Source organism: Streptomyces profundus (assembly GCF_020740535.1).
Classification (GTDB): domain Bacteria; phylum Actinomycetota; class Actinomycetes; order Streptomycetales; family Streptomycetaceae; genus Streptomyces; species Streptomyces profundus.
Map to the genome: position 1 here is coordinate 2,008,056 of NZ_CP082362.1, position 18,605 is coordinate 2,026,660.

The 18,605-nt window shown below is 72.0% G+C and carries 14 protein-coding genes and 1 tRNA gene; 5 read left to right on the plus strand and 10 right to left on the minus strand.

Going from position 1 to position 18,605, the window contains the following annotated elements:
* Positions 1 to 17 precede the first annotated feature (17 nt).
* The 4 genes from def to K4G22_RS08620 all read right to left on the minus strand — a co-directional run bounded on the left by def (position 18) and on the right by K4G22_RS08620 (position 3,126).
* Positions 18 to 647 (minus strand): peptide deformylase, encoded by a 630-nt coding sequence (gene def, locus K4G22_RS08605; RefSeq protein WP_228079296.1) that lies wholly within the window; start codon positions 645 to 647, stop codon positions 18 to 20.
* A 123-nt stretch (positions 648 to 770) separates the two neighbouring features.
* Entirely contained in the window at positions 771 to 1,763 is a 993-nt protein-coding gene (locus tag K4G22_RS08610) for a tetratricopeptide repeat protein (protein WP_228079297.1), read from the minus strand.
* 230 nt (positions 1,764 to 1,993) lie between these two features.
* On the minus strand, positions 1,994 to 2,320 hold the full coding sequence (rsrA, locus tag K4G22_RS08615) for a mycothiol system anti-sigma-R factor (RefSeq protein ID WP_228079298.1): 327 nt from the start codon (positions 2,318 to 2,320) through the stop codon (positions 1,994 to 1,996).
* Positions 2,317 to 3,126: a sigma-70 family RNA polymerase sigma factor gene (locus tag K4G22_RS08620; protein WP_228079299.1), complete on the minus strand. Its 810-nt coding sequence runs from the start codon at positions 3,124 to 3,126 to the stop codon at positions 2,317 to 2,319. The genes rsrA and K4G22_RS08620 overlap by 4 nt, the downstream gene beginning before the upstream one ends.
* Before the next feature lie 1,244 nt (positions 3,127 to 4,370).
* Between K4G22_RS08620 and K4G22_RS08625 the strand changes: the two genes are divergently transcribed.
* Complete coding sequence (locus tag K4G22_RS08625; RefSeq protein WP_228079300.1) at positions 4,371 to 7,190, plus strand: helix-turn-helix transcriptional regulator; 2,820 nt, start codon at positions 4,371 to 4,373, stop codon at positions 7,188 to 7,190.
* A 42-nt stretch (positions 7,191 to 7,232) separates the two neighbouring features.
* Here the strand turns inward: K4G22_RS08625 and K4G22_RS08630 are convergent, their stop codons facing one another.
* A complete protein-coding gene (locus K4G22_RS08630) occupies positions 7,233 to 7,787 on the minus strand; it encodes a CGNR zinc finger domain-containing protein (protein ID WP_228079301.1) in 555 nt (184 codons plus the stop codon).
* A gap of 83 nt (positions 7,788 to 7,870) precedes the next feature.
* On the opposite strand from K4G22_RS08630, the gene K4G22_RS08635 reads away from it, so the two are divergent.
* The 3 genes from K4G22_RS08635 (at position 7,871) to K4G22_RS08645 (ending at position 9,697) form a co-directional block, all read left to right on the plus strand.
* Entirely contained in the window at positions 7,871 to 8,566 is a 696-nt protein-coding gene (locus K4G22_RS08635; RefSeq protein ID WP_228079302.1) for a haloacid dehalogenase type II, read from the plus strand.
* A 147-nt stretch (positions 8,567 to 8,713) separates the two neighbouring features.
* On the plus strand, positions 8,714 to 8,881 hold the full coding sequence (locus K4G22_RS08640; protein WP_228079303.1) for a hypothetical protein: 168 nt from the start codon (positions 8,714 to 8,716) through the stop codon (positions 8,879 to 8,881).
* Positions 8,882 to 8,905: 24 nt separating this feature from the next.
* Positions 8,906 to 9,697 (plus strand): VOC family protein, encoded by a 792-nt coding sequence (locus tag K4G22_RS08645; RefSeq protein ID WP_228079304.1) that lies wholly within the window; start codon positions 8,906 to 8,908, stop codon positions 9,695 to 9,697.
* 98 nt (positions 9,698 to 9,795) lie between these two features.
* Here the strand turns inward: K4G22_RS08645 and K4G22_RS08650 are convergent.
* From K4G22_RS08650 to recD2, 5 genes are all read right to left on the minus strand, one after another.
* Positions 9,796 to 9,867 (minus strand) — tRNA-Cys (locus K4G22_RS08650).
* 86 nt (positions 9,868 to 9,953) lie between these two features.
* The gene (locus K4G22_RS08655; protein WP_228079305.1) at positions 9,954 to 11,012 is read right to left on the minus strand and encodes a Gfo/Idh/MocA family protein; all 1,059 of its coding nucleotides are present in this window, start codon (positions 11,010 to 11,012) and stop codon (positions 9,954 to 9,956) included.
* A 124-nt stretch (positions 11,013 to 11,136) separates the two neighbouring features.
* On the minus strand, positions 11,137 to 11,727 hold the full coding sequence (locus tag K4G22_RS08660; RefSeq protein WP_228079306.1) for a DedA family protein: 591 nt from the start codon (positions 11,725 to 11,727) through the stop codon (positions 11,137 to 11,139).
* Between the two features lie 779 nt (positions 11,728 to 12,506).
* Entirely contained in the window at positions 12,507 to 13,832 is a 1,326-nt protein-coding gene (locus K4G22_RS08670) for a citrate synthase (RefSeq protein WP_425336631.1), read from the minus strand.
* Positions 13,833 to 13,959: 127 nt separating this feature from the next.
* The gene (recD2, locus tag K4G22_RS08675; RefSeq protein WP_228079308.1) at positions 13,960 to 16,188 is read right to left on the minus strand and encodes an SF1B family DNA helicase RecD2; all 2,229 of its coding nucleotides are present in this window, start codon (positions 16,186 to 16,188) and stop codon (positions 13,960 to 13,962) included.
* A 352-nt stretch (positions 16,189 to 16,540) separates the two neighbouring features.
* Between recD2 and K4G22_RS08680 the strand changes: the two genes are divergently transcribed.
* A complete protein-coding gene (locus K4G22_RS08680) occupies positions 16,541 to 18,568 on the plus strand; it encodes a PEP/pyruvate-binding domain-containing protein (protein ID WP_228079309.1) in 2,028 nt (675 codons plus the stop codon).
* Positions 18,569 to 18,605 lie beyond the last annotated feature (37 nt).

Genomic DNA, 18,605 nt, shown 5'->3' on the forward strand with positions numbered 1-18,605 from the left:
GCCGGAAGTGTCCCGGATCACTCCGCGTTGGGAACCGTCTCGTAACGCGGCGTTCCCTCGTCCATCATCCGCAGCGCCCGCTTGCGCTCCCGCTTGGTGAGCCGATCCAGATAGAGGCGGCCGTAGAGATGGTCCGTCTCATGCTGGAGGCACCGCGCGAAGTATCCCGTGCCGCGCACCACGATCGGCTTGCCGGAAACGTCCTGACCACGCACGACGGCGTAGTCGGGGCGCGCCAACTCGGCGTGCGCGGTGGGCACGGAGAGGCAGCCCTCGTTGCTGTCGTCCAGCACCCGGCGCTCAGGCGGAAGTTCGTCCAGCACCGGATTGCAGACCACGCCGACGTGCCGCACATCGTCGTCGTCCTCGCAGTCGTATACGAAGACCTTGAGGTCGACGCCGATCTGGTTGGCCGCCAGGCCGACGCCCGCCGCCGCGCGCTGGCTGGCGAACATGTCGTCGACCAGCGCGGCCAGTTCCTCGTCGAACTCCGCGACGTCCTGGCACTCCCGGTGCAGCATCGGATGCCCCACCACCGTGATGGGCCGGACCGTGCCGCGCTCCCGGTGCTCCCGCTCACGCTGAGCGGCGTCCTGCGTGTCGTCGATGAACTCGCCGCCGCGCTCATCGGTGTCTTGCTGCGCCATGGTCCGACGTTCGCCTTTCGGGTCATGCTCGCGGGACATGGCCCGCACTGCCGCCCCCAGCTTAAGGCGCGCCGCCGACTGCTCCCTCCCGTGGGCCGGACCGGCCGGCGCCCCGGGCCTGCGTCAGCAGACCTCTTCCAGATCCCGCCAGTCCCTGGCGTCCGGCCGGTCGGCGACCCAGCCGTCCAGCAGCCCCCGGACGAGCCCGCTCGGCGCGGCGATGCCGCACTCCCGCTCCGGCGACCAGAGCGCCCCGGCACCGGTGTGCCCCAGCGGCCCCGGCCGGCCGGGCACGCTGTGGTCATGGGGATCGTGCTGCGCCAGCCCGTCCCCCTCCTCGCTCGGCATCCGGCTCTCCGAACAGGCGCGACACAGCAGCCGCACGGAGGAGGACCAGTCCTCCGCCGCGTAGCCGGCGTCGGACGCCAGCCGCTCCAGGGCGTCCCTGTCCTCCTCCGTCGCCGCCTCGATCAGCACCACCCAGGTCGGGACGGCGGACGGCGCCCACAGCTCGATCTCGTCGAAGACCGGGAACACGGCCGAGCCGCCGGCGACCGCCGTGGTCCGCTCGCCCCTGGGCGCGCCGTCGTGCAGCACCACCTCACCCCAGCGGCGGCCGGACGAGGGCAGCGGGATGTTGCGGACCTCGATCCTGGCCGGGTCGAGCCGCCGGCCCCAGACCACCTCGGCCTCCCCCTCCGGCGAGAGCCGGACGGCGGCCCCGCCCAGCCGCATGCCCAGCGGCTCGTCGGCGACCGAAGGACCGCCGGCCACCGGCAGCCCGTACGCCTGCCAGGCGCGGCGGGCCAGCGGCCAGTCCTGGAGCGCGGTCGCCGCGATGCCGACGTTCCACCAGTCCGGTGCGCCGGTGTCCTTCTCCAGCAGGGCCACCGCGCGCAGGCCGGCGGACCTGGCCTGCTCCCAGTCGTGGCGGAACTTGTGCAGCAGCGCCAGGTTGAACCAGGACTCGGAGAGCCATGGCTCCAGATCGGCGGCACGGGTGAGCAGCGCGTCCGCGTCCTCGTAGCGACCGTCGTCGATGAGGGTGAACGCCCGGTTGGTGGCCAGCCGCCAGTCCGTGGACGGGCGCTGCCGGACCCTGCCGAAGATCCTCACGGTGTCCTGCCTGATTCCCGCCTTGTAGCGTGCACTTCACAGTTCTCCTGTCCGTCCCGGACCGCATCCAACCATGGGGCGACAGGTGCCTGCTCACAGCATGGGTCAGTCCGCCGTCGCGCGCGAGACGACGGAAGACCAGCGGGTGAAAAAGAGACCGCCCGGCGCGCGGTGGGCGCTCCGGGCGGCAGGTGGCGAGGGGGGTATGCGGACGGGCTCCCCGCGCGGGCTCAGCGGTCGGCTTCGCGGACCTCGGAAACGGCCTCGCGGTCCCCGGGGGCGGCCTGGGACGCGGCCCTGGCCTCGTCCCTGATGGTGTCGATCCGCTCCAGGACCTTGGCCCGCAGATCCGACGGCACGTCGTCCTGGCCGCAGCAGCGCTTGACCAGCTTCTTCACCGCCTGCTCCAGTCCGTACTTCTCCAGACACGGAGAGCACTCGTCGATGTGCTCCTGCATCTTCGCGCTGTCCCCGTCGGGCATCTCGTGGTCGAGATACTCGTAGAGGTGGTCCAGGACCTCCGAGCAGTCGGGGGGGTTGGGCTGGTCACCGCTCATGATCCTGAACCCTCCTGCGCTCCGGCGGGTACGAGGCCGCGCTCCCGCGCGTAGTCCTCAAGCATGTCGCGCAGTTGACGCCGACCGCGGTGCAACCGGGACATCACCGTACCGATGGGGGTACCCATGATGTCGGCGATCTCCTTGTAGGCAAAGCCCTCGACGTCCGCGAGGTATACCGCTATGCGGAACTCCTCCGGGATCGCCTGGAGCGCCTGCTTCACATCGGAGTCCGGCAGGTGGTCGAGCGCCTGGGACTCGGCCGAGCGCAGCCCCGTGGACATGTGGGACTCGGCCCTGGCGAGCTGCCAGTCCTCGATGTCCTCGGCGGCACTCCGCTGCGGCTCCCGCTGCTTCTTGCGGTAGGAGTTGATGAAGGTGTTGGTGAGGATGCGGTACATCCACGCCTTGAGGTTGGTACCCCGGCGGAACTGGTGGAACGAGCCGTACGCCTTGGCGTAGGTCTCCTGCACCAGGTCCTCGGCGTCGGCCGGGTTGCGGGTCATCCGCAGGGCCGCGGAGTACATCTGATCCAGGTAGCCGAGGGCGTCCCGCTCGAATCTGGCGTTGCGCTCGGCGTCGGTCTCCTCGTGCGCGTCATCGTCGGTCGCGGTGACGTGACCCACCTCCCTTCCGTACCTGCCGAGCCCCAGCGTGGGCTCGCTCGATTCGGAGGATAGACGAACCCGACGTTCCGCCGGTGCGGACAGGCCCTCGGCGGCCAACCGCAACGTCGCCCAGTCCACCTCGCTGGCCCTGGGACGGGTCTGCTGGGTCGGGCGTGACGGGCAGGCGATGGAACCCATCTGGCGGTCTCCCTCTCTCGCGTCGCGAGTGTCGGGTCGGCGAAGGCACGGTCACCGCTCACAACACCGGGCCCCGGCACGCTATTCCGCGACCGTCCGGCGAGGCGGCCGGCCCGCCGGGTAGGGGCCTTCGCCGCGCGCCACGGGCGATCGGGACCCACCCCTAAACCCCGAGGACGTCCCGGCGCCCGGACCCCCTACCGGAGCCGACGGCGTCGGACCGGCGCGGCGCCCCCGGACCGTCGCACGGGCCGCGCGACGCGGCCGGCCGGCGCCGATCCATGGCGCTGCTTTACTCCCCCATTGCCTCGTTCATCACGTAGGGTTCGAACCGCATTTGCCCATTTTTTACCCTAAGACAAGAGAAAGACAATGTTGCCCGCTGTTATCCGACTTGACCGAACGCAACCATGCGGACAGGTTTGTTCAACGCTGAACCGTCAACCCCTAATCATTGATCGCCGCCGCGTCATAGGCGCCCTACACAGAGGTGCCGTCCACCCTCCCGTTCGGCAGTCGCAATATGCTCGAAAGCGATCCGCACCCCCTCCCCCTGTAAGCTGTCTGCCGTTGAACAGCAGTCCCACGACTGCCCCGGTGTGCGACCCTGCCACATCAGGGGTGTTCGTCGAAGTCCTCCCAACACACTCGCCGATCCGGTCGCACGCACCACACGACACCGTCGCAAAGAGCTCTCCCGCGCTCCACGTCCCACGGGTGGCTCGACGGACGTGAGGCGCGACCCGAGCAAGTGCCCCGGCGGATTTCGTCGAAGCCGCGAGGACTGACGGGCTACAGCGCGGAGGTGATCTCCATGAGTCTCGACCGAGCACGGGACGCCTTGACCATCCGGCGAACGGACGCGGTCAACTCGGACCATCGGTGCCCCTGAGGCCCCGATTACCCCGATTCACCCCGGTCACCCCGGTCTGCCCGTCGTGGAGCGGATCGGGAACCAGCGGGGCCGGATTACCAGTCTCCAAACAGAACATCGGACGGATTCCCGCTCTTTCCGTCCCGTTCACTCCAAATGACCTTTGTCTACATATGAGACAGCGTTGACACAGGACGGCAACTGACCATTGCCACCCACCGTCACCTGCCTCTCGCATTCCAAATGAGGTGCCCCGGGGCGCGTCCGGCTGATCCACATCCGTGTCCACAGGGCAGGTCGTGTCGGTGAATGCAGCTGTCCATCGGCTCGGCGTCGTCGCGTGCAAGGGGGAAAAACGCGAGTGGTTCTGATGCAAAGAGAAGCGCAGTTGACGCATCTGCGTTCCGTACTCGAAAACTGTACCGCTCAACAAGGTGGCCGGGTCTGCCTTGTCACCGGAGCTGTCGGCAGCGGCAAGACCACCCTGCTGGAGGCATTCGGCGACTACGCGACACGGCGCTCAAGCACCGTGGTGAGCGCCGTCGGGTCACGGGCGGAACGGGATCTTCCCTTTGGAGTGATGGGCCAGCTGATCTCCAGCGCCGGCCTGGACTTCGAATCGGCGTGGCAGATCATCGACGTGCTGCGGCAGGCCCTCGGGGCCAACCCGGACGGGCAGGGCGCGGCGAACGAGCACCGGCCGCCACGGGACGCCGACCGCGAGTTCACCTCGGCGGTCAACCGCTTCCTCGGCCCGCTGGAGGAGGCGGCACGGACCAGCCCGCTCGTGCTCACCGTCGATGACGTCCACCACGCGGACATCCCGTCGCTGAACTGTCTGCTGTACGTCATCCGCCGGCTGCGGCCCTACCGGATCATGGTGGTGCTCACCGAGTCGGAGACGCCCCGCTCGCGCTACCCGCTGTTCTGGGCCGAGTTGATGAGTCAACCGCACCTGACCGGCCTCACCCTGCCGGCGCTGGACGCCACCGCCATCGGCCAGCTCGTCGGCTCCCGCCCCACCACCGACCTCTTCCGCAAGGTCACCAAGGAGACGCTGGCCGCCACCGGCGGCAACCCGCTGCTGGTGCGGGGCCTGCTCGACGACGAACGGCTCTGGCGCCGGGACGGCTCGGACGTCAACCCGACCACCGGCACCTTCGCCCAGGCCATCCTGCGCTGCTTCTACCGGCACGAGCCCGAGGTGCGCGCCACCGCGCGGGCGATGGCCGTGCTGGCCAGGCCCACGTCCCTCCAGATACTCGCCCGGCTCCTCGACCACACGCCGGAGTTCACGGACCAGGCCGTGCGGCTGCTGCGCGCCTCCGGGCTCGCCGAGGCCAACGGGCTGCGGCATCCGCACATCACCGGGACCATCCTGACCGACCTCCCCGCCGACGAACGCCGGCGCCTGCACCGCAGGGCCGCCGAGATCCTGCACGAGCACGGCACCGAGCCGGGGATCGTCGCCGAACACCTGGTCAGCTCGGACTGGGCGGAGCCGGCCTGGGCCGCCCAGGTGCTCCGCGAGGCGGCCGAGCAGGCCATGGCGCGCGGACGCCCCGACATCACCGGCGCCTGCCTCCGGCTGGTCCACCCCTGCGATGTCGGCACCCCCCGCTGGTCCGAGGAGAACGCGCTGCTGCTGCACTCCCGCTGGCAGATCAACCCGCTCTCCATCACCACCGACCTCAACCAGCTGGAGCAGACGGCCTGTTCGGGCGGCGAGCTGGGCCCGGCCGCGCTGTCGGCCGTGCCGTTCCTGCTGTGGCGCGGGCCGGCCGACTCGGCGCTGGAGATCGTGGCGCGGCTCGGCGCCCAGGGCGGGCACACCCCGGAGACCAAGGATCGGCTGGAGGCCGCCCGGCTGCTGATCTCGCTGTCCCGCCCCGACTACCTGCCCGAGGCGCGCTCCAGGGAACGCCTCGCCTCGCTCACCGAACCGGAGTCCGGCACCTCGGCCGGCGGCCAGCAACTGGCGGCCCTCACGCTGCTCGCCGACGCCCTGTCCCAGGACGCCGCCCCGTCCGATGTGGTCGCGTCCGCCGGGCGGTTGATGCAGCGCCACCTCGCCGAGGAGGGGCCGACCGAGCCCCTGGGGCTGACGCTGCTGGCGTCCCTGTACGCGGGCCGGCCCGATCTGGTGACCCGCTGGACCCGGGCGCTGTTCGAGCGCGCCACCGCGCACCACTCCCCCACCTGGAAGGCCAAGCTGCGCACCCTGCGCGCCGAGGCGGCGCTGCGGCTCGGTCAGCTCCAGGAGGCGGAGGAGCAGGGCCGCCTGGCCCTGGAGGAGCTGACCCCGCAGGCCGCTTGGGGTGTCTGCGCGGTCGGCCCGCTCTCCACCCTGATCTCGCTGGCGACCGAGGCCCGCAGGATGGACGAGGCCAGCCACTGGCTGGCCAGGCCCGTCCCCGCCGAGGCGTTCCAGACCACGGTCGGGCTGCACTATCTCGCCGCCCGGGCCCGCTACCGCCTGGCCGCCGGCCGCCGGCACGCCGCGGCCAACGACCTGCGTCAGTGCGGCGAGACCATGCGCAGGTGGCAGATGGACACGGCGACCCTCGTCCCCTGGCGCCTGGAACTCGCCCGGGTGCAGATCGGTCTCGACGACCGGGAGGAGGCCGTCCGGCTGCTCACCTCGCAGCTCTCCCGAGAGACCGGCCTGGACGACCGCACCCGGGGTGCGACCATGCGGCTGCTGGCCACCCTGGAGCCGGCGGCGAGCGCGCGTTCGCTGCTGTCGGCGGCGGTGGAGATCCTGGAGTCCTGCGGGGACCAGGTCGAGTTGGCCCGCGCCCTGGCCAACATGGCCCAGATGAAGCGTGGTTCGGGTGACACCGAGGCCGCCCACCAGCTCTTCCAACGCGCCCACCGGGTGGCCAAGAACGCCGGCGCCTCCGTGCTCGCCCAGAACGTGCTGGCCGCTGTCGGCGCCCCGCCCCCGCCGCTCCGGACGACCAGGTCACGGGAGACCGAGCACCGCCTGAGCCAGGCGGAGCGACGGGTGGCCGCCCTCGCCGCCCAGGGCCACACCAACCGGCAGATCTCCAGCACGCTCTTCATCACGGTCAGCACGGTGGAGCAGCATCTGACCCGGATCTACCGCAAGCTCCAGGTGAAACACCGCACCGACCTGGCCAACCGGCTGACCACGGCCGGAGCGGGCATGCCCCCACTCGACGCCTGAACCCGGCGCGGCGTCCTTCGGGCGCCGGGCCCGGCGGCCGGGTCAGCGCGACTCGGCGGAGTCGGCCGCTCTCCTGCGGGCCCGGTACGCCGCGGCCTTCACGCGGTTGCCGCAGGCGTCCATGCCGCACCAGGCGCGGCGTGCCCCACGGGAGCGGTCGAGATAGAGGCGGGTGCAGTCCGGACGTCCGCACTCCTTCAGCGACGCGTGGCGGTCGGCGAGTACGGTGATCCCGCCACGCGCCACCTGCGCCAGCACGGCGGGCGCGTCGCCCGACAGCCGCAGGCCCACGTCGCTCAGCCCGACCACCAGCGCCGGCCCGGCGGCGGCCTCGTTGACGATCTCCAGGCCGGCCGGCGAGAAGCGATGCCCCCGCAGGCGGTCGAGCGCCAGCCCGTAGAACGCCTCGCGGAGCCGCAGCGCCGCGGTGAAGCTCGCGGCGTCGACGCTCACCCCGTCGGGCAGCTCGTCGCACGCGCCGATCCACCGTTCGAGATCCCCCGGGGCGGCCAGTCGGTCGACGGCCGCGCCTCGGCGGGACTCGACGGTCCCGACCAGATCCAGAGCCGGATCGCCACTCACGAACGCGAATTCCACGTCACCATCTTGACAGGTGACGCAGCCCGGAACAAGACTCGTCACCCGTTGAACAGGTGACGCGAACGCGAAGAGGAGACCGGATGCCCGAGGTACCCGACATCGAGGTCATCGTCTTCGACGTCCTCGGCACGATGGTCGACGAACCGGGTGGGCTGCGAGCGGCCATCCACGAAGCGGCGCCCGGGTCCGACGCCGCCGCCGTCGACCGACTGCTCACCGTGTGGCGGGAGCATGTCCAGCACGAACAGCTACGCGTCGAGAGGCGCGATCGGGCCTACGCCGACTCCGAGGCCATCGACCGCGAGGCGGCCGAGAAGGTGGCCGAACACGCCGGGCTCACCGGCCGGACGGCCATCGAGCGACTGGCCACCGCGAGCCAACGGCTCAGGCCCTGGCACGACGCCCCGGCCGGACTCACGCGCCTGGCGGCGCGGTTCCCCGTGCTGGCGCTCTCCCACGCCAGCCGCTCGACCCTGCTCCGGCTCAACGCGCACGCCGGACTGCGCTGGCACCAGACCCTCTCCGCCGAGGACGCCAGGGCCTACAAGCCCGCCCCCGAGGTCTACCGCCTCGCGATCGACGCCGCGGGCTGCCCGCCCGAGCGCGTCCTGATGGTCGCCGCCCACGCCTGGGACCTCCGCGGCGCCCAGGCCACGGGCCTGCGCACCGCCTACGTCCACCGCCCCGGCGGAGACGCCCCCAGGGACTCCGACGCCTTCGACTGGCACACGACCACCCTGACCGACCTGGCCACCGCCCTGACCGCCGACAGCTGACGGCAGACCCCGCGCATCAAAGAGGGGTCGTGCGCCCACGTGCGGCGGGCGCGGCGGATCTGGTCAGGATCGAAGAAGCGTCGATCCTCCCGAGGCACATAGCGTGACGGGCACCAGCGCGTCGACAGAGCCTCAGGAGCACCAGCCATGAATGCCGTGCCGAAGCCCAGCGGGAAGGGCCGGAAGAACACGCCGTCCGAGGAGGCGAACCTCGACGACGACAGCGGCCTGTGGCCGACCTCCTACGCCGTGAGCACGTTGACCGAAGCGGGCGAGGAGACGATCCGCGAACTGGTCGAGAAGGCCGTCAGCTGACCCCCACCGCTCAAGGAGTCGACCATGAACCTGTCCCTCGACACCGTCGCCCTCGCGGCCCCGGACGTGCACAGGGCGCGCGCGTTCTACACCGCCGCGCTCTCCCTCGACGTCGCCGACCAGGAGGACCCAGCCGGTTCGGAGACGCGCGAAACCGCACCGTTCGCCCTGTCAGCGAACGATGCGCTCGCCGCGGAGGCGGGAGTGGGGTCCACCACATCGGGCTTCCGTGGCTACGTCCTGACCTGCGGCGTTGATCAGCCCACTGAGGTCAGGACGCTGATGGACGCCGCCGCCCGCAGCGGAGCGGAGACCCTCAAGCCGGCGAAGAGGGCGCTGTTCGGCTCCTTCTCCGGATCGTTCCGGGCGCCGGACGGAGCCGTCTGGAAGCTGGCCGCCGGCACCAACAAGGACACCGGCCCCCCGGCAGCCGCACCGCGCCCCGTCGAGACCACCGCCATCCTTGGCGTCGCGGCGCCGAAGAAGTCCAAGGTCTTCTACGAGGCCCTGGGGATGACGGTCGACCGGGACTACGGCAACAAGTACATCGACTTCCGGCCCACGGCCGATGCCGCCCGGCTCTGCCTGATGGGCCGCGCCGTACTCGCGAAGGACGCCGGCACCAGCCACGACGGCAGCGGTTTCCCCGGGCTGGTCCTCACCCACCGGGCCGCGTCCCGCGGCGACGTCGAGACGCTGCTGGAGGCCGCCGCCACGGCCGGCGGCCGGATCACCGCCGCGGCCGGGGAGACCGGCCACGGCTACTCCGGGTGCTTCGCCGACCCGGACGGCTTCCTGTGGAGGGTGGCACACTGAGCCGCCGGGCCAGAGCGGCCCTTGTGGTGACCTGCGACCACGGACGTTCGAGGGGCGACACACCCGCATGTGCGGGTCGGTCGGTTGTCGAACGTCGGAGGCCGTGGCGGGAATCGAACCCGCGTAACTCGCTTTGCAGGCGAGTCCCTGAACCACTCGGGCACACGGCCGTTGGTGTTGCCGCTGTTGAGACTGCCCTGGTCAGGTGGGGTGGTCAAGGGGACCGGTCGGGATGGCACGGGATTGGCACCGGGCGTCATACGCCGTTCATGAAAGGGGCGGGGGCGAGTTCGATCGGGACGCGGTGGCCGGTGCGTTGGGCCTCGACGCCGGCGGCGCAGATCGCGGCGACCGCGTAGCCGTCCCAGCTGTCGGCGCCCATCGTCTCGCCCCGGCGGGTCGCCGCCACCCAGGCGCGGAGCTCGCGGTCATAGGCGTCGGCGAACCTGACGAGGTAGTCCTGGGCTATCTCGCCGCCCCAGCGGCCCGCGGTGTTGGTCAGCAGGCCGTGGGCCTCGCCGATGCGGGCGGTGCCGCGTTCGCAGACCGCCTCGGTCCCCACCTGGTAGCCGAAGCCGCCGTTGGCCAGGATCTCCACGTCGACGACCACGCCGCCGTCCGTTTCGAGGATCACCAGCTGCGGGTCGGGGATCCCCGTCCGGCCCGGGAGGTGGGCGGTCGGCCGGAAGACCTGCACCGCGGTGATCTCCTGGCCGAGCAGCCAGCGCGCGGCGTCCACCTCGTGCGCCACCGAGTCGGTGATCAGCATCGCCTCGGTGAAGTACGGGTGCACCGCGAGATTGCGGTGGCGGCAGTGCAGCAGTCGGGGGGCGCCCAGTTCGCCGGCGTCCAACAGGGCCTTGAGCCGCTGGTGTTCGGCGTCGTAGCGGCGCATGAAGCCGACCGAGATCCTGCGGTGGCCCAGCCGCGCCTCGGCGTCCACCACCCGCAGCGCCGCCTCGGCGTCGGGGACCATGGGCTTCTCGCAGAGCACCGGCAGATCCCGTTCGAGCGCGGCCAGCAGCGCCGCCTCGTGCGCCGGTCCTGGGGACGCGATCAACACCGCGTCCACGCCCGGGGTTTCGAGGGCGGCGAGCGGGTCGGTGAGGGCGACACAGCCCTCGATGTCGGCGGTCAGCGACTTGGCGCGGGCCTCGTCCGGATCGGCGACGGCGGCGACGCGGGCGCCGCTGATGACGGTGTCCAGGCGGCGGATGTGGTCGGCGCCCATCTTCCCCGCGCCGAGCACGGCGACGCCGAGCGGTGCGGCCGACGGCAAGGACGGCGGCAAGGACGACGACACGAGCGGTGGCATAAGCGGCACTCCCCTGACTCTCTCGACCGGCACTCTCTCTCGACCGGCCCTCTCCCGATCGCCGCAACGACCGCTCCAGCCTGCACCAGGCCCGTTGCCGGCATGGGCGCGGGGCCCCCGGGGCTCAGCCGTCGGCCGGGCAGGAGCGCGGCGGCCGGCCGGTGTGCTCAGGGGTGCGGGAGGTGCCACTGAGCAGGTGGGCGACGCCGGCGACCAGCAGCGAGACCGCGGTGCCGATCACCAGACCGCTCCAGGCCCCGTCGAACGCGGCGCCGCCCCAGTAGCCGAGGGCCACGCTGTAGGAGGCCCAGACGGCCTCGGCGATGCCGGCGCCCAGCAGGAACCGGCGGAGGGGGAAGCCGACCAGGGCGGCGGTGAGGCCGCCGATCAGCCGGCCGCTCGGCAGGAAGCGCATCCCGACCACGAAGGGCACCCCGTGCCGGTTCATCCGCGCGGCCATCCAGTCCAGCGCTGACCTGCGGCGCCGGGTGCCGCGCAGCCAGCGGTGGGCGCGTGGCCCGGCGAGCCGGCCAAGACCGTAGACCGCCGCGTCGCCGGCGAGCGCGCTGCCGCCGACCACCGCGAGCACCAGCCAGAGGTTGAGGTCACCGGACTGCGCGAGCATGCCGGCGGAGGCGATCAGGGCGGCGTTGGGCACCAGGGGTGGCGCTGTGCTGAGGGCCAGCAGAACGTAGATCCAGAGCCCGCCGTCCATGCCCCACCCGTCTCCGATCCACGTTGTGGCCGCCCTCGGGGAGGTCAACCTGTCAAATAAACCTGACACGTTGGGGAGGTGAAGCAAAGGCTGCCCGGGGGATCTTGGGGACGGTGCCGGGTGGCCCTTAGGGGAACGCGCCGACGCCCCCGACCTCGCGGTATACCCCCGCAGGGTAGGACCCAATCCCACGCATACCCTGTGGGGGTACACGTTCGGGCCGTCGGTCCACCGCCGCACACGACCGGGGAGCGCGCCATGAGCAGCACCCACCTACCGGGTTTCCGGGATGAGCGCGGTCACCGCGAGGGCGCGGTCAGCGCCGAGTTGAAGACCCCGCCGGGGGCACCGAGGTCTCGGCCACGGCCGCCTCGGGGCTGGTGACCGTGGTGGCCCGGGCACCGCTGGACGACGAGGCGGTGCGTACGGCGGTGGACGAGGCGGGCTACGAGCTGGTCGACCGGGCCTGACCCCCGCGCGCCGGGCGGTGGCCCCGGACGGTCGCCTCGGCGGACCTGGAGAACATGGAGAACATGGAGAAACCGGGGACCCTGAAGAACATGGAGACCTCGGAGAACATGGAAACGCCCCGCCGGCGGGTCCCCCCACAGGGCCCGGCGCGGGGCGTTTCCTGCCGTCCGCTCAGAGCGTCCCCCCACGGGACCCCGGCCGGACGACCGTTGGCGTGAATCCAGCCGAATCCGCGCCAACTCTGACCGGTAAGACCCACAGCTCCGTCAAAGGTTGCACACGTTATGATGTGACCTGCGTCACACTGCTCAGCGCTGCTCGACGGAGCGGTAGTCCCGCTCCACCACGCCGGTGTAGATCTGCCGGGGACGGCCGATCCTGGTGCTCGGGTCGGTGATCATCTCGTGCCACTGGGCGATCCAGCCGGGCAGCCGGCCCAGCGCGAACAGCACGGTGAACATGCTGGTCGGGAAGCCCATGGCCCGGTAGATCAGCCCGGTGTAGAAGTCCACGTTCGGGTAGAGGTTGCGGGAGACGAAGTAGTCGTCGCTGAGCGCCCGCTCCTCCAGGCGGAGGGCGATGTCCAGCAACTCGTCCGACTTGCCGAGCGCCGAGAGCACATCGTGCGCGGCGGCCTTGATGATCTTGGCGCGCGGGTCGAAGCTCTTGTAGACCCGGTGCCCGAAGCCCATCAGGCGGACGCCCTGCTCCTTGTTCTTGACCTTGCGGATGAACGTGTCGACGTCCCCGCCCTGGGCCTGGATGCTCTCCAGCATGTCGAGCACCGCCGCGTTGGCGCCGCCGTGCAGGGGGCCCCAGAGCGCGTTGATGCCGGCCGAGATGGAGACGAACAGGTTGGCCTGGGAGGAGCCGACCATCCGGACCGTGGAGGCCGAACAGTTCTGCTCGTGGTCCGCGTGCAGGATCAGCAGCTTGTCCAGCGCGTTGACCACGACCGGGTCCAGCGCGTACTCCTCGGCCGGGACCGAGAAGGTCATGCGCAGGAAGTTCTCCACATAGCCCAGGTCGTTGCGCGGGTAGACCACCGGATGCCCGGACGCCTTCTTGAAGGCGTAGGCGGCGATGGTGGGCAGCTTCGCCAGCAGGCGGATGGTGGAGATATGACGCTGCTGCTCGTCGAACGGGTTGTGGCTGTCCTGGTAGAACGTGGACAGCGCGCTGACCACCGAGGAGAGCATCGCCATCGGATGCGCGTCCCGGGGGAAGCCGTCGTAGAAGCGTTTGACGTCCTCGTGCAGCAGCGTGTGCTGCGTGATCTCGCCACGGAAACCGGCGAGCTGGTCCACGGTGGGAAGCTCGCCGTTGATCAGGAGATACGCGGTCTCGATGAACGAGCCGTGCTCGGCGAGCTGTTCGATCGGATAGCCCCGGTAGCGCAGGATGCCCCGCTCGCCGTCCAGGTAGGTGATCGAGGACTCGCAGGCCGCCGTGTTGCCGAAACCGGAGTCCAGGGTCACCAGACCGGTCTGCGCACGCAGCTTGCCGATGTCGAAGCCGCGGTCCCCGACCGCGCTCTCCACCAACGGGTAGCTGTACTCCCCGTCGCCGTAGCGCACTACTACTGCACTGTCTGCATTGTCGCCGTAGCGGTTTTCGCTCACGTCATCCCTCACCGACGTAGTGCCTCTTCTTCGAGGTGCCCTGACTCTCTCCTACTGTCCCCCATCTGGCGTCAAGATGTGCACTCGGGGTCGGCCAATAGGCCACTTTCTGGCACGGCGTGCCGCACCAAGTAGGACCTTAGGGATGTACCACCCCGGTGAGGCGCGCGTCCAGTGCCGTGCACCGACGACCCGCGGACACGCTGCGCACGGCCTGGGCCAGCGCGCGCCGGGAGCCGACGAGCACGACCAGCCGCTTGGCCCGGGTCACCGCCGTGTACAACAGGTTGCGCTGCAACATCATCCAGGCGCTGGTGGTGACCGGAATGACCACACAGGGATACTCGCTGCCCTGCGAGCGGTGGATCGTCACCGCGTAGGCGTGCGCCAGCTCGTCCAGCTCGGCGAAGTCGTAGCCGACCTCCTCGTCCTCGTCGGTGAGCACCGTGAGCCGCTGCTCGTCGAGATCGAGCCCGGTGACCACGCCGACCGTGCCGTTGAAGACGCCGTTCTCCCCCTTCTCGTAGTTGTTCCTGATCTGGGTGACCTTGTCGCCGACGCGGAAGACCCGCCCGCCGAAGCGCTTCTCGGCGAGCCCGGGACGCGGCGGGGTGATCGACTCCTGGAGCAGCCCGTTGAGCGCGCCGGCGCCGGCCGGGCCGCGGTGCATCGGGGTCAACACCTGGACGTCGCGCCGGGGGTTGAGGCCGAACTTCGCCGGCACCCGGCGGGCCGCCACATCCACCGCGAGCCGGCCGGCCTGCTCGGTGTCCTCCTCGACGAAGAGGAAGAAGTCGGCCAGCCCCGAAGTGACCGGCGGCAGGCCCTCGTTGATCCGGTGCGCGTTGGTGACCACGCCGGACTCCTGGGCCTGCCGGAAGATCCGCGTCAGCCGCACCGCGGGCACCGGGCTGCCGGGCGCCAGCAGATCGCGGAGCACCTCGCCGGCGCCGACCGACGGCAGCTGGTCGACATCGCCGACCAGCAGCAGATGCGCGCCGGGGGCGACGGCCTTGACCAGCTTGTTGGCCAGCAGCAGATCCAGCATCGACGCCTCGTCGACCACCACCAGATCCGCGTCCAGCGGCCGATCCCGGTCGAAGGCGGCATCCCCGCCGGGACGCAGCTCAAGGAGCCGGTGGACCGTGGACGCCTCGGCGCCGGTCAGCTCGGCGAGCCGCTTGGCCGCCCGGCCGGTCGGCGCGGCGAGCAGCACCTTGGCGCCCTTGGCCCTGGCCAGCTCCACCACGGAGCGCACCGTGAACGACTTGCCGCAGCCGGGGCCGCCGGTGAGCACGGCGACCCGCTCGGTCAGCGCCAGCCGCACCGCCTGCTCCTGCTCCTCGGCGAGCTCCGTGCCCGTGCGGCCGGCGAGCCAGCCCAACGCCTTGGCCCAGTCGACGCCCTGGAACGCGGGCAGCCGGTCCTCGCGCGACTCCAGCAGCCGCCGCAGCTGGCCCGAGAGGGACAGCTCGGCGCGGTGGAAGGGCAGCAGATAGACCGCCGTCACCCTCGCGTCGGTGCCCGGCTCGCCCTGGGGGTCCGGCACCGGCTCCCGCACCACGCCCTCGGGATCGTCGGCCAACTCGCCCAGGCAGTCGATCACCAGGCCCGTGTCCACCTGCAACAGCTTGACCGCGTCCGCGATCAGCCGCTCCTCGGGGAGGTAGCAGTGCCCCTGGTCGGTGGCCTGGGAGAGCGCGTACTGGAGGCCGGCCTTCACCCGCTCCGGGCTGTCCTCCGGGATGCCGACCGCGCGGGCGATGCGGTCCGCCGTCAGGAACCCGATGCCCCAGACATCCGTGGCGAGGCGATATGGCTGGTTCTTCACCACCGAGATGGAGGCGTCGCCGTACTTCTTGTAGATGCGGACGGCGATCGATGTGGAGACCTCGACGCTCTGGAGGAAGACCATCACCTCCTTGATCGCCTTCTGCTCCTCCCACGCCTCGGCGATCAGCGCGGTGCGCTTGGGGCCGAGCCCGGGGACGGCGATCAGCGCCTTGGGATCCTCCTCGATCACCTCGAGCGTCTCCGTCCCGAAGTGGTCCACGATCCGCTCGGCCGTCCTGGGGCCGATGCCCTTGATCAGCCCCGAGCCCAGATAGCGGCGGATGCCCTGGACCGTCGCCGGCAGCACCGTCGTGTAGTTGTCCACATGGAACTGCTTGCCGTACTGCGGATGCGAGCCCCAACGCCCCGTCATCCGGAGCGACTCCCCGACCTGGGCCCCCAACAGCGCGCCGACGACCGTCAACAGCTCGCCACCGCCACGGCCGGTGTCGACCCGCGCGACCGTGTAGCCGTTCTCGTCGTTGGCGTAGGTGATGCGCTCCAGCACACCTTCCAGCACGGCACCTTGCGACATACCCCGACGTTAGCGCCAGCCACCGACAGTCGCCCCGGCGGGCCGAAGGGCCCGACGCCCTTGGCGGGCCCCTCGGCTCCCCTCCTGTCCCCACGCCCGAACGGGCGCCCCAGGTCACCACGGACTGAGACTCGACGCGGCGACGAACGGTTGCGGTGACGGGGCCCCGCCCTCGCCCGGCGCGTACCGCGGCTCGCACGCCGGAGTTCACGCCCCCAGGCCCGCGCGCCGGAGCGCGAACGGCTTGCGCAGGGTAAAGATCGCGTCACCTTCTGCCGGCTGTCAGGTGTCCGCCCCCGGTACGCGTCCTTCCTCCGAGGGGTCGGCCGTGTGGCTTTTGAGGAGGCGGACGATGAAGGGTAAGGATTTCGTGACGGGCGAGCGCATATCCCGTCCCCAGCTGACCGGTGTCGCCGTCGAGTTGACCGATCCGCGCGCCGCGCGCGCGGAGCTCACCGGCGGGAAGGCCGCGGCGCTGGCCCGGGCCTCGGCCGCCGGGCTGCCCGTGCTGCCCGGCTTCGTGGTGCTCCCGGCCGGGGCCAACCAGCGGGGCGCCGACCCCGAGCAGCTGTGGCGGCGGCTGAGCGACGAGGGGCGCCGCCCGCTGGCGGTGCGCTCCTCCTCGTCCGCCGAGGACACCGCGGACTCCGCGATGGCGGGCCGGTTCGTCTCCGTCCTCGACGTGCGCGGCCTCGACGCCTTCCGCGCCGCGCTGCGCGCCGTCCGGGAGTCGGCGGCGGCCGTCGAGGGGCCGCCGGCGCCGATGGCGGTGCTGGTCCAGCCGATGCTCGAATGCCGCGTCGGCGGCGTGCTGTTCGGCGCCGACCCGGTCGCGGGCCGCACCGACCGGCTGCTGCTCAGCGCGCTGCCCGGCGGCCCCGACCGCCTGGTGAGCGGCGCCGCGCAGGGCGAGAGCGCCCGGCTCACCCCGCGCGGCCGGCCGCTGGACGACACGGTGTCCGGCCTCCTCGCCCGCGCCGAGCTGCGTCGACTCGCGGCGCTGGCCCGCCGGACCCGGCGGATCTTCGGCTCCCCGCAGGACATCGAGTTCGGCTTCGCCGCCGACACCGGCCGCCTCCACGTCTTCCAGTCCCGCCCGATCACCGCCATGGGCCCGCGCCCCCGGCGCGGCGCCCGGCTGCTCGGCCCCGGCCCTGTCGCCGAGACGCTCCCCGAGCCGCTGCTGCCGCTGGAGGAGGATCTCTGGGTCACCCCGCTCTCCCACGGCCTGGCCACCGCGCTCGACCTCGGCGGCGCCGCCGCCCGCCACCGGCTGCGCGCGCTGCCCGTGGTGCGCACCGTGCAGGGGCGCGCGGTGGCCGATCTCGGGCTGCTCGGCCTGGTCCCGCCGCGCAGCCGGCTGCTCTCCCTGCTCAACCCGCTGCCGCCGGCCCGCCGGCTGGCCGCCGCCTGGCGGATGGGCCGGCTGCGGGGCGCGCTCCCCGGGCTCGCCCTCGCTCTCCAGGCCGACGTGGACCGGGAGTTGGCCACCACGCCGCCGCTGGCCGAGCTGACCCCGGCCGATCTGGTGGCCGCGCTGCGCTGGTCGCGCGGCGTCCTGCTGGCGCTGCACGCCCAGGAGGCGCTGGCCGGAGCGCTGCTCACGGACAGCGAGGAGGCCGGCGGCGGCGCCGCCGCGGCGCTGGCCGCGCTGCGCCACGGGCGGGCCGAGGGGCTGTCGGACGCGGCGCTGGCCGCGTCCCGCCCCGAGGTGCTGGCGCTGGTCCCGCCCAGCCTGACCCGCCCGCTGCGGCTGCCGGCGCACGCCACGGACGGCGGCCCCGCCCCCGGCACGCTCACCCCGCGCGAGGGGCTGCGGCTGCGGGTGCGCTGGGTGCAGGAGTTCCAGACGCGGCTGGTGCGCGAGGTCGCGGCGCGCACGGTGGCGATCGACCGGATCGCGCTGCTGCGCTGGCCTGAACTGCTCGATGTGGCACGCGGCCAGCCGCTCCCCACCGACCTCGCCTGGCGCCGCCCGAGACAGCCGGGGGCACCGCTGCCGGACGCGTTCCGGCTGGCCGGGGACGAGGCGGTGGTGGCCAGCGACCGGCGCGGCGGCGAGGGCGCGGTCGGTGTCTCGGCCGGCCGGGTCTGGGGCGTGGCCTGGGACGGCGGCGGCGAGCCGCCGGCGGACGCGGTGCTGGTGGTCCGCCATCTCGACCCGGCGTTGGCCCCGACGCTGCCCTCGCTGGTCGGCCTGATCGCGCAGACCGGCAGCCCGCTGTCCCATCTCGCGGTGCTCGCACGGGAGTTGAGGCTGCCCATGGTGACGGGAGCGGCGGCGGCCGTGGAGCGCTTCCCGCCCGGCACCCCGCTGGTCGTGGACGGCGGCAGCGGCGAGATCGCGGTGCGCGAGCTGACCTGCGAGATACGCGGTTGAGCGCGAGGACGAGAGGACCGAGGAGATCTGGGGTGCG

Excerpts from the sequence above, each read along its gene's own strand:
- K4G22_RS08635 (WP_228079302.1), top strand. The coding sequence starts at position 7,871 with ATGCCCGAGGTACCCGACATCGAGGTCATCGTCTTCGACGTCCTCGGC.
- K4G22_RS08620 (WP_228079299.1), bottom strand. The coding sequence starts at position 3,126 with ATGGGTTCCATCGCCTGCCCGTCACGCCCGACCCAGCAGACCCGTCCC.
- recD2 (WP_228079308.1), bottom strand. The coding sequence starts at position 16,188 with ATGTCGCAAGGTGCCGTGCTGGAAGGTGTGCTGGAGCGCATCACCTAC.
- def (WP_228079296.1), bottom strand. The coding sequence starts at position 647 with ATGGCGCAGCAAGACACCGATGAGCGCGGCGGCGAGTTCATCGACGAC.
- K4G22_RS08640 (WP_228079303.1), top strand. The coding sequence starts at position 8,714 with ATGAATGCCGTGCCGAAGCCCAGCGGGAAGGGCCGGAAGAACACGCCG.
- K4G22_RS08680 (WP_228079309.1), top strand. The coding sequence starts at position 16,541 with ATGAAGGGTAAGGATTTCGTGACGGGCGAGCGCATATCCCGTCCCCAG.
- K4G22_RS08655 (WP_228079305.1), bottom strand. The coding sequence starts at position 11,012 with ATGCCACCGCTCGTGTCGTCGTCCTTGCCGCCGTCCTTGCCGTCGGCC.
- K4G22_RS08645 (WP_228079304.1), top strand. The coding sequence starts at position 8,906 with ATGAACCTGTCCCTCGACACCGTCGCCCTCGCGGCCCCGGACGTGCAC.
- K4G22_RS08660 (WP_228079306.1), bottom strand. The coding sequence starts at position 11,727 with ATGGACGGCGGGCTCTGGATCTACGTTCTGCTGGCCCTCAGCACAGCG.
- rsrA (WP_228079298.1), bottom strand. The coding sequence starts at position 2,320 with ATGAGCGGTGACCAGCCCAACCCCCCCGACTGCTCGGAGGTCCTGGAC.
- K4G22_RS08625 (WP_228079300.1), top strand. The coding sequence starts at position 4,371 with ATGCAAAGAGAAGCGCAGTTGACGCATCTGCGTTCCGTACTCGAAAAC.